This window comes from Hyphomicrobium sp. (assembly GCF_019744875.1).
In the GTDB taxonomy this organism is placed as follows: Bacteria; Pseudomonadota; Alphaproteobacteria; order Rhizobiales; family Hyphomicrobiaceae; genus Hyphomicrobium_C.
Genome location: NZ_JAIETU010000003.1, coordinates 38,951 through 51,744, shown reverse-complemented (window position 1 = coordinate 51,744; position 12,794 = coordinate 38,951). Strand labels below are relative to the sequence as shown.

Here is a 12,794-nt window from a genome sequence, read left to right as displayed (position 1 = left end):
GCGGCCTTGTGGCCCTCTGCTGGCCTGCGTCACCAGAGCGGTTTTGCTGCATCGGAAATCTCGGGCGGCTGTCTCCATTCGGCCGTATGCCGGGGTGAGCTTGTTTCGTTCGCCTCGGAAGGAAACGCCATGATCCACTGGAAGCCTGTCGACGAGTATATCGAGCCGAACTGGCTGAAGGAGGGCACGGAGCTGCCACCCCAGCTGTTCTGGCGCACCAAGAAGGGTGCGGTGCTCGGCTATCTCCGCGATGACGAGCTGTTCGACTGGAAGTGGGTGTACGTGTGCGACGCCAACAAGGTGACGCATTTTTCCGAAGTGAACGGGCCCGGCAGCAACGTCGTGGATCTCGAAACGTACCGGGCTGGGCACGACGCGGAGCCCGACGCCTGAGGGCGCTTTCCGCTGTGCCGGTTTCGACGGTGTGCGTCCCTGGCGGGGTGAGCCGCCGCCCGGCTATTCGGCCGCGCCGCGCTTGATGGCCGCGAACCGCGCGCGTGCCTTCTCAAATTTTGAATTGAACAGCCACATCGCGTCGAGAATTTCCCGATAGGTCGCGGACGTGCGGGCCCGGTCCGCCTTGCCGAACGTGAAGATGCTGTTGTTGCGCAGGAAGCCCATCACACGCCGATCGGAAATCTCGTAGGTGGCGACATTGCCCGATTTAAGAGCCGCCCGTGTCGGCGTCGGGATGATCTGGATGAGCTGGAACAGTTTCATCTGATCGATTTCGTCGGGCATCATGGCTGCTATCGCCGGAATGTCGCCGAGCAGGTCCGCGTGTGCGTTCATAAGGCCGTTGCGCACGGCGGTCCAATGGTTGAAGCGCTGGTCGATGCCGGCGGCGCGTGCTTCTTCTGCGTCATCGCGCGCGGCAAGGGCGGGATCAAGCTTTGCGATTTTCTTTTTGATCGCGGCCCATTTTCTGCGCCCGTTGTGGTCTTCGCTCGGGCCGGTCTGCAGGCTTCCTTTGTAGGTGTTCGAGCGCGCGTTGCCGATGTTCTGGCGCGCATTCGTCTCGGCGAAGAAAATGCCAAGCGCGATGAGGCCCGCACGTTCCGCGGCCGCATCGTCGGCGCCCTTGGCCCGCGCAATCGCCATGCCGAGCTGGACCACATCGCGCAGCGGCGCGTCCGAGCTTTGCGCGAACGCGGGCGGGGCCTGCATGATGCGAAACAGCTCCGCATACTCCTCGATCAGTGGCTCGATGCCGGCCTCGAAGAAGGCGGGCGGGACGCCGTAGGCATTCGGCCGGCCGATGCGAGAGGGGAGAGCGTCCGTGAGGTCAGCGTAGGTGCTCATAACCTTGAGGCGGGCGAGGTAGATCGCCTGTCCCGGCAGGTTCGGAAGTGCCTTCGGCTTTTTCGCGCGCTTTTGCGCGGGAGCTTTCACGGGCGATTTCAGGGCCTCGATCTGCGCGCGCCGTTCAGCCAGGATTTTTTTGAATGCGATGAGGGCTTTGTCGTAGGCCGCAACGGCCGCCGCCTGGCTTTTGGTGAGCTTGGGCTGCGCGGGCCTGCGCTGCGCGGGCTTGGGCTGCGGCGGCGTGAGTGGCGTGGTCGCGGGCTGTCCGGCTCGTGCGGACGGGATATCGATTGCGCCGAGGCCGATCAGCCACGGAGCAATGACTGCGAGGGCGATCGCGAAGGGATGCGCGCGCGCCGGACTGCTTCGTTTCAGTCGGGGATTTCGAACCATGGCGCGACGATAGCGGCAACCGTCAAGGCCGTCAGCCCTGCGGTTGCCGCACGCGAGTTTTCGCGGGTGAGCTGTTAGTGGGGCTGAGCTGTTAGTGGGGCGCCGCGGGTGCAGGGGGCGCTGCGGGGCCTGCGCCTTCCGTGCCCGCGCCGGCGCCCGTGCTGGCGCCGCCGGTGCTGGCTGCGTTGGCGTCCTTCATCAAACCCTTGTCGCAAGCGGCGAGAAATTCTATCTGGTCGATGCCCGCGTCGCCGTTGCTGTTGGCCGCTTTCACGTCAACCACGAACGGGATCGCCTGACCCGCACCGATGGTCGGCTTGTTGGAAGGATTGGCTTTCTTCCAGGCGGCTTCGCATTCGGCCTTGGCGAGTTTCACGCCCGCGGGCTTGCCGATTTTCACGCTGCCCTCGGCAGCTTTGTCTGCCTCGGCTAACGCCACGGCCGGGGTGAGGGCTATGACCATTACAGACGCAAGGACGCGCATGGTGTGAAGGCGCATGGGGTGTGTCTCCTCTCGCTGGTTTCTTTTTGCAATGCGAGAGGCGGAGATTGGTTCCGTGCGGCGCGCTTCGGACGGTTCAGCCGCCGTCAGGCACGGTGTTGGCGCCGGGCTGGATCCAATAGGTATCCGGCCGCAGGATGCGGATGGATTTTTTGCCCGCGTGATAAAGCTCGCGGGCGGCGAGCTCGATCGAGCGGCGGCTGGGGCGAAGCTGTTCTGCGACGTTCTCGGCGCTGATGTGCGTGACCTCGACCTCCACCTGAATCACGTCGTTGGTTTTCCGGTCGCGCGCGGGCCAAAGGAAGTACGTGCGCCCGTCATGATGGAGCCAGTGTTGGCTCTCTTGTGGGCCGGCCGGGAAATCCTCGAGGTCGAGCGTCGGCTGGTTGGGCATTGCGGTCACCTCTTGGGTTGAGCCTTGTGCGCACCACGTCCAGCCGATGTTAGAAAATCGGCGCGATTGCGCAACGGAAAAGCGTCGCCGCGCAGAAACGCCTACTCGTTAGGTTCCCTGTCATAGTAGTCGAAGATGTTTTCGGCGCGGAAGATCTTGCGGAAGCCGCGCTCGCCTGGGCGGCCGGCAACGGCCCCGACCTTGCCCGAGTCCGGGTATTCACAGATCTCCACGTCGACGAGGTTCGAGAGCGCGAGGTAGCGCATCGTCGTCGTTCCTGTGTTGATGATCTGGTGGGCGACCTCCGGCCCGCCCGTGGGGCAGGCGATGACGTCGTGCGTGCGGATGGGATAGCGCTTGTCGCCGAAGCGCAGCTCGCCTTCTCCTTCGAGGATCAGGAACATCTCCTCCTCGCCGCGGTGCGAGTGGAACGGGCATTGCACCTTGCCGGGCGGCAGGACGGTGAGATTGTAGCCAAGTTTCTTGGCGCCTATGGATGCGCTGAACAGAGCGCGGCTTGACGTATAGATTCCGTTTTCCTCCACGTCGTCGAAGTCGGTGATCTCATCGAGGTTGATGATGGGCTTCGTCATCGGGGGCGGGTTCTCCAAGGTGATTACCAGGCGCAATTGTACTTCTGGATGTCCGGCTCCTTCTTCATCTCCTTGATCGTGAGCGAGCACATCATGCCGGTGAGCATCGGGTCGCCCTGGTTGAGCGCGTCGTTCATTCCGAGCGTGCTGCGCAAGGTTTTGATGTAAACGCGCGCCTCTTCCTGTTGTTCGCCCGCGAGGCCGTCGGCGCACTTTTCGAATTTGGCGAAGAAGTCCTTGCACTCGGCGAGCGCGTCGGCGGAGGCTGGGCTTGCGAGGTGGCTTGCGAACAATACGGCTACGGCGGTGATCGCGGCGGCGAACGAGATGCGCACGGGCAGCTCTCCTGACTCGTTGTGCTGGACTGCGGACGGCGAGGCGTTGTTTGTCGGGCTTCTTGTGGTGCTTCTGATCGAAAAATCGGGGTCCGCTTTTCGAGGCGCACTTTAGCGCACGCGAGCGCGGCCGTCGAAGGCTCGCTGGCGTTGACGGCGAAGACGGCGATGCAAGTCGCGTGTGTGGCCGCTAGAGCTCGGCGCGCGATCAGGGCTTGGCGGGGGGCGTGTCGACCTTCTCGGGGTAGTACTTCAGCGTGCGCTTGCAGGCCGCTTCGTATTCCGCCTGGCTCATCCCCGTGTCCTTGTCCCAGGTCTTCACGCATTCGGCCACTTCGGCCGGAGTCTCAGGGTAGCGCTGGGGCTGTTGGGCTGCGGGATCATCCTTGGGAGAGGCGGGGGCTGCTGTTTCGCCCGCTGCCGCGATCTGGGCGGTGGCGATCTGGATGGTCAGGCCGGCGACACAAACCACCGCGGCGAGGGCCGTCAGCTTCGAAATCAGGCGCTTGGCCATGCGGGCGCTCCTTGGGCGCTCTTGGAGGCTGGATGCGCGGGCGCGCGCGGGAACCCCGAGCGCAAGGGTTCCTGGCCACTCCACCCCACTCAACGCCGTGTGCCTGCGTATTTCAAGCGTGCGGGTGGAAATTGGTAAGCGAGTGGAGAAGATGGGGCGTGAGGAAGTGGGCAGTGGGCAGTCGGCAGTCGGCAGTAGTAGGCAGTCGAGTTCGGGCGTGGCGCATTGGCGAGGTGCTGTGGCGACGGCGAGTTGAACCTGTTAGATGCAAGCCGACTTTTAGGCCCAATTCAGAGGACTGCTCATGATCCAGCCCACCGCGTCGTTCAAGGACAACCTGAAACTGCTGCCGTCGATCGAGGGGCTGGCCGGGATCAACCTGATCGACGCAAGCGGCGCCGTTGTTGCGACCATTGAGAACCAGCCGGGCAAGCAGGGATCACTCGCCGTTTATCAATACCTTCAGCGCGTCTTTGGGACGCTCAATGCTGAAGCTGCAACGCATGGTCTCGACGTGTTCGCAGAGCACACGGCAGATGCGAAGAACCGCCCAGGCGCGCATCCGAATATCGACCGCCTGCTGGACATCGTTGGCGGTGCTGCTCCGCTGAGCGTTCAGATCGTCGCGGCGGCGTAAACAGCAGGTAGTCGGGGTGGCCGTCGCGCGAGCTTCGAAGTGCGGCGGTTGGTGTGTGCGAGAAGTCTGAAACCGGCAGTCTCCAGTCCTCTTGATCGGCATTTAGCAAACGCCGATGCTGGGTTGGACAGGGAATCGAGGCTTAGCGAGGCGCAGGATGGACGATCCTAAGATCGTGGATTTATCTCAGAGGCGCGCCGACGACCAAAGGCAGCGCCGCAAAGCTACGCTCTCCAGGTTTAAACCCTCGCACACGCTGATCGCCTGGGCGGTTTTTCTGACCGTCGCCGTGATTGGATTTGTCTGGAGCGGCGAAGCGACCCGGTTCGAAAAGTCTGCTCCGGTGGGTGTTGTTGACTGACGACGATATCTCCACTCAGGACATATCGGCCCTTCGTGAGGTCGGGAAAATCGAGGCTGGTGGTCGGCGCGTCGAGGATGTAGAGCGTGCATCCCGTCGCGCGGCGTGTGGGCTCCGTCGTGAGCCCAAAAATGCTTCGTGAGCTGCGCATCAAGGGGTTGAAGAGCTGAGAGAGACCAGCGGGGCTGGGTGCTCGCTGGTGCCGTGTTCGGATCTTGCCTTCTTGCAGCATTGACGCTGCCGGCATCGTTCGCGGCGCGTTAAATTAGAAGGACCGACGCATGCGCAAGGCGACACTCAGGCGATATACGAACCTTGCCGCCACGCTGCACATTCTCCGCAACCGATGCCTGACGCTGCTGAACCCGGCCTCCTGGGACGATCGCAACGACGCGTTTTACATGGCGCGCTACAAGGAACGGACCGGTGCCAGCTCCGTGCTCGCCTTGTGCTTTGCCGAGGCCTCGGAGACCTACCATCATTGGCGCGTGTTCTCCTCGGGCAGCGACGGCGTGTGCATCGAGTTCGACAAGGCCAAGCTGCGCAGCGTGATCAGGCACGAGCCTTCCGTCAGGGCGCGCGAGGTGGACTACAGGGAAATCAACGACGTCCGCGCGGCGCCCATCGAAGACGACGATTTGCCGTTCCTGAAGCGGTCTCCCTATCAGGATGAGCAGGAGTACCGGCTTCTCTACGTCAGCCACGAGACGACGGCTGAATTCCATCATCTGCGGCTGCCGTCGCTCTCGTCAATCTCTCGCATCACCTTGAGCCCCTGGATGCCGGCGGCGCTCGTCACATCCGTGAAGGAAACGCTTAAAGAGATCGAGGGATGCAAGACGCTCAAGATCTACCGATCGACCCTCGTGGACAACGAGCGCTGGAAGAAGGCGGCAAAGCCCGATCTGGATTTCAGCGGAGACCGGTGACCAGAGGCTGCGCGCGGCGTTCGCGCAAGCAACGGCGATCGGGGATGGCCGCGAGAGGATAACCGCTGGGCGCTATGCAGCGGTGTTTTGTGTTCGGGTGGGATCAAAGAGCGGTCGAGACTTGGAAACTCCGGGGAGCGGAGCGGTAGGCCGTAATCTGGGAGGGATGCGGCCATGCCGCCCCGCCGCCGCTCACGCCACCGCGAACCGATGCCCAAGTGACGGGCCCCGCAATGACGCAACCTCCTCCGATACGAAGCCGAATGCCCGAACATCCACCGTGCATCCGTTGGTGCTCCGGCCATCAAACCGGGACAACCACTCCGCACCTTCTCCGGCCTAGCTGATGGTACCAGTCTTGAGGGAGGCGCAGCTCCCGCTCACCAAACGCCCAGCTCGCGCCGGCCCCCGGATGAGCGGGATGGGGCGAGCGTATGCGGAGGAATGTGGGGCGGGGATAAGATTTTGTAGGGAGTGAGGCAGTCGGGAGTGGGCAGTCGGCAGTCGGGGCGGTTATTCGCTACACTGCGATGGCACACTTCAGCCCGCACGCCACGAAGAGGAAGCGAATGGCCCTTACACTCATTGCCATCCAGCCCGACGGGACGATCGACAGCGCGGTTGGTCTGAGCGAACACGCCGCGCCCGTCATCACGGGCACGCTCGACAACTACAAGGCGCGGGGCAGCTTCGCGCCTTGGCTTTGCTACCTGACGTTCGACGACGGAACCAACGTTGGCACTTGTGGTTTCGTCGCGCCGCCGGATGGCGATGTGGTGGAGATCGCTTACTACACGTTTCCGGAGCACGAGGGACACGGCTATGCGCGGCAGGCGGCGAAGGCGCTCGTCGGCATCGCGCAGGGTGCGAAGCCGGATGTGGTCATCACCGCCCATACGCTGCCGCAAGACGGGCCGTCGTGTCAGGTGCTGCGCAATTGCGGTTTCACGCACACGGGTTCGGTCGAACATCCCCAGGATGGGCCGATCTGGGTCTGGACGTTGAACGGATCGTAGCGGCGGAGAGGGGTGGGCAGCAGGCATCGGGCAGCCGGCAGGGGAAGTGGCTTACTTGGGTTTCGTTACGCGCCGCACTTCGAAGCGGGTGCTCGCGCGCGCTTCGAAGTGCCCTGCTCTAATGATCCGTAGTGTTCAGAAATGCATTTAAAGCCTTGAACAGAGCTTCGGTCCTATCGAGGGTCTCTGGCACGCCTGCACGAGAAGCACTCAAAAAGGAAGGATTGAGCATCAGCCACTCTGCCGGTGCATAGTGGTCAAACTCCGCCGCCGACACGGGCACCTCCGTGCGGAAGTAAGCTTCCGCCTTCTTGACCAGCCTTACGGTTGACGTATCGGCCGTATCCAGCTTCTGCGCCGTGGCTTGTGTCTTGCCCTTCAAATCGTATGTGCTGTTCAAAAGGTCAGCATAGAGCGCGGGCTCGAACAGGTCCTCGATGTCGGACTCTGCCTTCCCAGTGAACGTCTCGATGGTGAGGACACGGCCAGCCTTGAGAATGTCGGAGGAACGAAGTTTCTCAATCTGGCCCTTTTGGCCCTGGGCATAATCGGTCAGGACCGCCACATCGAGCTTGTTGCCGCAGAACAGGGCCATGAATGATCGCACGTTCCCGATGCCACCCGCGGGGCATAGAGTCCAGCGAGGATCAAGCTGGCTCCTTTTCGCTTTGCCGAGCGCAGATGACAGCGCCTTCAGGTAGATAATGTCACCGGGGCCCTCCACCAGCAGCGTGTGCTTCCCGATGAAAAGTGTCTGCGTAATCTCGTAACCGAGAGCGCCTTGTAGTGGGAAAAGTGTGTCGGGGTCGCGCGTGAGGACATCCTCGCGCACCTTGGTGCCAAGAGGCACCCGGCGTTGTCCTTTCTGCTCCACCTGATCTTCAACGACTCGTGCGGCAAGGAGCTTGTCGGGGGCCACCATGAACGGTGAATGGGTGGAATAGATAATTTGGTGGTGGGGTGCCAACTTCTCATCGAAAAATCGGAGGAGGTCAGCTTGGGCCTTGCCGTGAAGGCTCAGGCCAGGCTCATCCAAGAGGAGGACGACGGGTACATTCTCATCTTTCACCTGCGCGAATTTGACGAGGAACGAAAAGAACCACACAAAGCCGGCACTGCGCTCCGAGAAGGGTGTGTCCACGCGGTGCAGATGATTGTAGATGCGTGCCCTCGCCACCATGCCTTGGTTTAAGGGTGCAGGATCGCCCGGTTTAGCGGGCTCAATCTTCACTTGAACGTTAAGGTCCGGGTTCTGGGTCCAGTATTCCAGGATTTGGTCGGTGATGTTGTTCGAGGCGGCCTGTAGCTTTGCATTGAAAGTCTCGTAGGTGTTGACCTTCAAAATTTCGCTCAGCGGCACACCGGCATAATCGAGGAATTCCTCGAACAGCCGGAGGCCGCGGTAGCGGTCCTCGTTCAGCTGGTTGTTTGCGCGCAGTTGTTGGAGGTTATCGATCGAGACAGCGCCCTCCATGCGGTCATAGTTTGAGAAATACATGAACCGTGGCAGGTACGGTTGGAGAAGGGCAATAGCCTTCCCCGTAATGGAGCCAAACGACTTGAGCTTTTCCAGAAGTGCTTTCTGCTTGTCGGTTGGGCTTTCAAGCTTGCTGAGAATTTCAACCAGTTCGTTTGAAGTCCCGGCAGCCTTGATCTGCGCCCGCTCTGGAGCTCCCAACTTGAACTGCTCAAACAGGTTCTCAAACGCCTTGTGGAGATTCAGGGGAACCTCCCACGAGGGAGCCTTTGCTCCATAGGTTCGGCTTATCTGGACCTCGCGAGACTTGAGGACGCCTTTGCCAAGTTCATCCTCAACTTCTGCAACCTCGTCATCCGTCAGTTCCCACGTGGTCTTGATGGTCACTGCTTCGCCCTTGGGATGCCGGCTGGCGTACTCCGTCAGAAAACGCCGCGGATAATCCCTCTCCTTGTCGAACACCATAGGTGTCGCGGGGTGGGGGTTCAGCGCCGCCAGAGCTGCTAAGATCGTGCTTTTGCCCGCCTCGTTTTTGCCGACTAGGCAGGTGACGTAGTCAACGCGGAACTCGTCGGAGTTTTCGGCCGAGCGGAAGTTGGTGATGTGTGCTCGAATCAATTCCATTGAGTAGAAAGGTCTCCGTTGGTTGGATACCTAATCGCGGCGTATCTCTGTGATCCAGGGCGTATCAGCATCCGGGGTTTTGTCGCCGCCGTGGTCATCAGAGTTCGAACGGCCAGCGTTTTCCAGCAGGTTCTCTGCGCTTTCCTGAAGAGCGTCCTCCGCGACTTTCTTGGCGGCTTTTGTCGCAAATGAATCCCTACTAGCCTCTTCCGTCTTGGTGGCCGTTGCGGTGTCATCAATTGGGTTCAGTGGGGCACCACTGTCTAGGCGTGATGCTCCCTTTAAGGCGTCATCGATAGTGGCTTCGCCGGCTACAATAGCTGTTCCGGCTTTCGGTATGGAGGGCGCAGCTTTAGGAGCCGATTTGGTAGCGGTGGTGAACAATTTTGTAAAAAAGCTAACTGGATTTGCTTCTGTCGGTGTGATGCCACTTGCCGCGAAGATAAAAACGACCAGCGTCCTTATAGGAACACGCATTCGGTGCCTCCTTCGCAAAGTGGCTCCGCGCACAAGTTGCCGTGCGTGGCGCCGGCTGGCAATCTGTTATCTGAATGTTCAAGTTTTTAGCTGGGGAAACCGCGGGACGACCGAGTTCTTCGAGCAGGATCTTCTGGCCTTCCCCTATGGAAAAGCTGCTGCTTACTCCGCCGCCGCTTTCTTTCCGGTCCCGCTCCCTTTGTTTCGACGCACCAGCAAATCCTTCAGGTAGCGCCCGGTGTAGCTTTCCTTGACGCTCGCGATGTGTTCGGGCGTGCCGGCTGCCACGATATGCCCGCCGCCGTCGCCACCCTCGGGGCCTAGGTCGATGACCCAGTCGGCCGTCTTGATGACCTCGAGGTTGTGCTCGATGACGACAACGGTGTTGCCGGCGTCGGCCAGTTCGTGCAGCACCTCCAAGAGTTTCGCGACGTCGTGGAAATGCAGGCCTGTCGTCGGCTCGTCAAGGATGTAGAGGGTTCGTCCTGTTGCGCGGCGGCTCAGTTCCTTTGACAGCTTGATGCGCTGCGCCTCGCCGCCCGAGAGGGTGGTCGCCTGCTGGCCGATGTGGATGTAGCCGAGGCCGACGCGGGCCAGCGTTTCGAGCTTGTCGCGTATGGGCGGGACGGCGCGGAAGAACTCCGCGCCTTCCTCGACCGTCATGTCGAGCACGTCGGCGATGGATTTGTCGCGGAAGGTGACTTCGAGCGTTTCGCGGTTGTAGCGCTTGCCCTTGCATTGGTCGCAGGTGACGTAGACGTCGGGCAGGAAGTGCATCTCGATCTTGAGCACGCCGTCGCCCTGGCAGGCCTCGCAGCGGCCGCCCTTGACGTTGAACGAGAAACGCCCTGGTCCGTAGCCGCGCGCCTTGCTTTCCGGCAGGCCTGAGAACCAGTCGCGGATGGGCGTGAAGGCGCCGGTGTAGGTGGCCGGGTTCGAGCGCGGTGTGCGGCCGATGGGCGACTGGTCGATGTCGATCACCTTGTCGAGGTGTTCGAGGCCTTCGAGCTTGTCGAACGGGGCGGGGTGCTCGCGCGCGTTGTTGAGCTTGCGGGCGACGGCCTTGAAGACGGTGTCGATCAGCAGCGTGGACTTGCCGCCGCCGGAGACGCCGGTGACGCATGTGAGGAGGCCGAGCGGGATCTCGGCCGTGAGGTTGTGCAGGTTGTTGCCGCGTGCGCCCGTGACCTTGAGCGTGCGCGACTTGTCGTAGGGGCGGCGCTGTTTCGGCAGCGGGATCTGGCGCGCGCCCGAGAGATACTGGCCGGTGATGCTCTCCGGGTCGGCCATGATGTCGTCGGGCGAGCCTTGCGCGATCACCTTGCCGCCGTGGATGCCGGCGCCGGGGCCGATGTCGACCACGTAGTCGGCGGTCAGGATGGCGTCCTCGTCGTGCTCGACGACGATGACGGTGTTGCCGAGGTCGCGCAGGTGGCGGAGCGTGGCGAGCAGGCGGTCGTTGTCGCGCTGGTGGAGGCCGATGGAGGGCTCGTCCAGCACGTAGAGCACACCGGTCAGGCCGGAGCCGATTTGCGACGCCAGCCGGATGCGCTGCGATTCACCGCCGGAGAGCGTGCCGGCGGCGCGGGAGAGCGTCAGGTATTCGAGGCCGACGTCGTTCAGGAAGGCGAGGCGTTCGCGGATTTCCTTGAGGATGCGGGTCGCGATCTCGGTCTGCTGCTTGGTGAAGGTTTTCGGGACCTCGGCGAACCACTGGTTGGCGGACTTGATCGAGAGGTCGCCGACCTCGCCGATGTGGCGGCCGCCGACCTTGACGGCGAGCGCCTGCGGTTTCAGGCGATAGCCGTTGCAGGCTTCGCATTTGTGCGCGCCCTGGTAGCGCGACAGCTCCTCGCGCACCCACTCGGAGTCCGTTTCGCGCCAGCGGCGCTCGATGTTTCCGATGACGCCTTCGAAGGTCTTGGCCGTTTTGTATTTGCGGTGGCCGTCCTCGTAGGTGAACTCCACCTCTTCCTCGCCGGTGCCGTAGAGGATGGCGAGCTGTACGTGCTTGGGCAGGCGCTCCCACGGCATCGTCATCGACACCTTGTAGTGCTTGGCGAGGGCTTCGAGCGTCTGCTCGTAGTAGGGCGAGGTGTTGCCGGTGCGCGACCACGGATAGATGGCGCCGTCCTTCAGGGAGAGCTCCACGTCGGGCACGACGAGGTCGGGCTCGAACTGAAGCTCGGTGCCGAGGCCGTCGCACTCGGGGCAGGCGCCGGCCGGGGCGTTGAACGAGAACAGGCGCGGCTCGATTTCCTCGATGGTGAAGCCGGACACGGGGCAGGCGAAGCGGGCCGAGAACGTGACGCGCTCGTGCGTTTCGTTCTTGCTCTTGTTGGCGCCTTCGGTGTCGGCCTTCGGGAGCGGCTTGTCGGCGAATTCGGCGATGGCGATGCCGTCACCCAGGCCAAGCGCGGTTTCGAAGCTGTCGGCGAGGCGCTTCTTGATGTCGGCGCGGGCTTTGTCCTCACCTGCTTTCGGCAGGACGATGCGGTCCACCACGACGTCGATGTCGTGCTTGAACTTCTTGTCGAGCTTGGGGGCGTCGGGGATTTCGTAGACCGTGCCGTCGATCTTGGCGCGCTGGAAGCCCTTCTTCATCAGCTCGGCGAGCTCCTTCTTGAACTCGCCCTTGCGGCCGCGCGCGATGGGAGCCAGCAGGAACAGGCGGGTGCCGCCCGGGATGTCCATCACGCGGTCAACCATCTGCGAGACGGTCTGGCTTTCGATGGGGAGGCCGGTGGCGGGCGAGTAGGGCACGCCGACGCGCGCGAACAGGAGGCGCAGGTAGTCGTAGATCTCGGTGACGGTGCCGACGGTCGAGCGCGGGTTCTTGCTCGTTGTCTTCTGCTCGATCGAGATCGCGGGCGACAGGCCGTCGATGTGATCGACGTCCGGCTTCTGCATCATCTCGAGGAACTGGCGCGCATAGGCCGACAGGCTCTCGACGTAGCGGCGCTGGCCCTCGGCGTAGATGGTGTCGAACGCGAGCGACGATTTGCCGGAGCCCGACAGGCCCGTGAACACGACAAGCGCGTCGCGCGGGATTTCGAGATCGACGTTCTTGAGATTGTGCTCGCGGGCGCCCCGGACGTGGATGGTCTTCATCAGCTCGGAAGCCGGGCGGGCGGTGGCGGATTTCTTCGGAGATTTGCTCATGAGCCCTTACCTAGCGTGCGGCCCGAGGGACGGCAATGCAACCCGGTGGCGCGGCCGAAATATCGGGTGGATGCC

The 12,794-nt window shown here is 62.3% G+C and carries 14 protein-coding genes; 5 read left to right on the top strand and 9 right to left on the bottom strand.

Features of this window, described 5'->3' with window-relative positions; all coding sequences use genetic code 11:
- The first annotated feature begins 129 nt into the window (after window positions 1-129).
- Window positions 130-393, top strand: coding sequence for a hypothetical protein (locus K2Y42_RS07070; RefSeq protein ID WP_291150413.1), 264 nt, complete (start codon window positions 130-132; stop codon window positions 391-393).
- Window positions 394-456: 63 nt separating this feature from the next.
- On the opposite strand, the gene K2Y42_RS07065 is transcribed toward K2Y42_RS07070, so the two are convergent.
- The 6 genes from K2Y42_RS07065 to K2Y42_RS07040 all read right to left on the bottom strand — a co-directional run bounded on the left by K2Y42_RS07065 (window position 457) and on the right by K2Y42_RS07040 (window position 4,036).
- Window positions 457-1,698 carry a hypothetical protein gene (locus K2Y42_RS07065; RefSeq protein WP_291150411.1) on the bottom strand — a complete coding sequence of 414 codons (1,242 nt, stop codon included), beginning with the start codon at window positions 1,696-1,698 and terminating at the stop codon, window positions 457-459.
- 91 nt (window positions 1,699-1,789) lie between these two features.
- Window positions 1,790-2,197: a hypothetical protein gene (locus K2Y42_RS07060; protein ID WP_291150408.1), complete on the bottom strand. Its 408-nt coding sequence runs from the start codon at window positions 2,195-2,197 to the stop codon at window positions 1,790-1,792.
- 79 nt (window positions 2,198-2,276) lie between these two features.
- The gene (locus K2Y42_RS07055) at window positions 2,277-2,594 is read right to left on the bottom strand and encodes a hypothetical protein (protein ID WP_291150405.1); all 318 of its coding nucleotides are present in this window, start codon (window positions 2,592-2,594) and stop codon (window positions 2,277-2,279) included.
- A gap of 101 nt (window positions 2,595-2,695) precedes the next feature.
- Window positions 2,696-3,187 (bottom strand): cupin domain-containing protein, encoded by a 492-nt coding sequence (locus K2Y42_RS07050; RefSeq protein ID WP_291150388.1) that lies wholly within the window; start codon window positions 3,185-3,187, stop codon window positions 2,696-2,698.
- Between the two features lie 23 nt (window positions 3,188-3,210).
- Window positions 3,211-3,522 (bottom strand): hypothetical protein, encoded by a 312-nt coding sequence (locus K2Y42_RS07045; protein WP_291150386.1) that lies wholly within the window; start codon window positions 3,520-3,522, stop codon window positions 3,211-3,213.
- A gap of 208 nt (window positions 3,523-3,730) precedes the next feature.
- Window positions 3,731-4,036, bottom strand: a complete 306-nt coding sequence (locus tag K2Y42_RS07040) for a hypothetical protein (RefSeq protein WP_291150384.1) — start codon at window positions 4,034-4,036, stop codon at window positions 3,731-3,733.
- Between the two features lie 304 nt (window positions 4,037-4,340).
- Here K2Y42_RS07040 and K2Y42_RS07035 point away from each other — a divergent pair, with 304 nt between their 5' ends.
- The 4 genes from K2Y42_RS07035 (at window position 4,341) to K2Y42_RS07020 (ending at window position 6,979) form a co-directional block, all read left to right on the top strand.
- Window positions 4,341-4,673: a DUF2322 family protein gene (locus K2Y42_RS07035; protein WP_291150381.1), complete on the top strand. Its 333-nt coding sequence runs from the start codon at window positions 4,341-4,343 to the stop codon at window positions 4,671-4,673.
- Window positions 4,674-4,830: 157 nt separating this feature from the next.
- Window positions 4,831-5,034 carry a hypothetical protein gene (locus tag K2Y42_RS07030; RefSeq protein WP_291150378.1) on the top strand — a complete coding sequence of 68 codons (204 nt, stop codon included), beginning with the start codon at window positions 4,831-4,833 and terminating at the stop codon, window positions 5,032-5,034.
- Between the two features lie 281 nt (window positions 5,035-5,315).
- A complete protein-coding gene (locus K2Y42_RS07025; protein ID WP_291150376.1) occupies window positions 5,316-5,963 on the top strand; it encodes a DUF2971 domain-containing protein in 648 nt (215 codons plus the stop codon).
- A gap of 569 nt (window positions 5,964-6,532) precedes the next feature.
- A complete protein-coding gene (locus tag K2Y42_RS07020; RefSeq protein ID WP_291150374.1) occupies window positions 6,533-6,979 on the top strand; it encodes a GNAT family N-acetyltransferase in 447 nt (148 codons plus the stop codon).
- Window positions 6,980-7,097: 118 nt separating this feature from the next.
- Here the strand turns inward: K2Y42_RS07020 and K2Y42_RS07015 are convergent, their stop codons facing one another.
- The 3 genes from K2Y42_RS07015 to uvrA form a co-directional block, all read right to left on the bottom strand.
- Window positions 7,098-9,080 (bottom strand): AAA family ATPase, encoded by a 1,983-nt coding sequence (locus K2Y42_RS07015; protein WP_291150371.1) that lies wholly within the window; start codon window positions 9,078-9,080, stop codon window positions 7,098-7,100.
- Window positions 9,081-9,110: 30 nt separating this feature from the next.
- Window positions 9,111-9,557: a hypothetical protein gene (locus tag K2Y42_RS07010; protein WP_291150369.1), complete on the bottom strand. Its 447-nt coding sequence runs from the start codon at window positions 9,555-9,557 to the stop codon at window positions 9,111-9,113.
- A 162-nt stretch (window positions 9,558-9,719) separates the two neighbouring features.
- Complete coding sequence (gene uvrA / locus K2Y42_RS07005) at window positions 9,720-12,668, bottom strand: excinuclease ABC subunit UvrA (protein WP_291151424.1); 2,949 nt, start codon at window positions 12,666-12,668, stop codon at window positions 9,720-9,722.
- Window positions 12,669-12,794 lie beyond the last annotated feature (126 nt).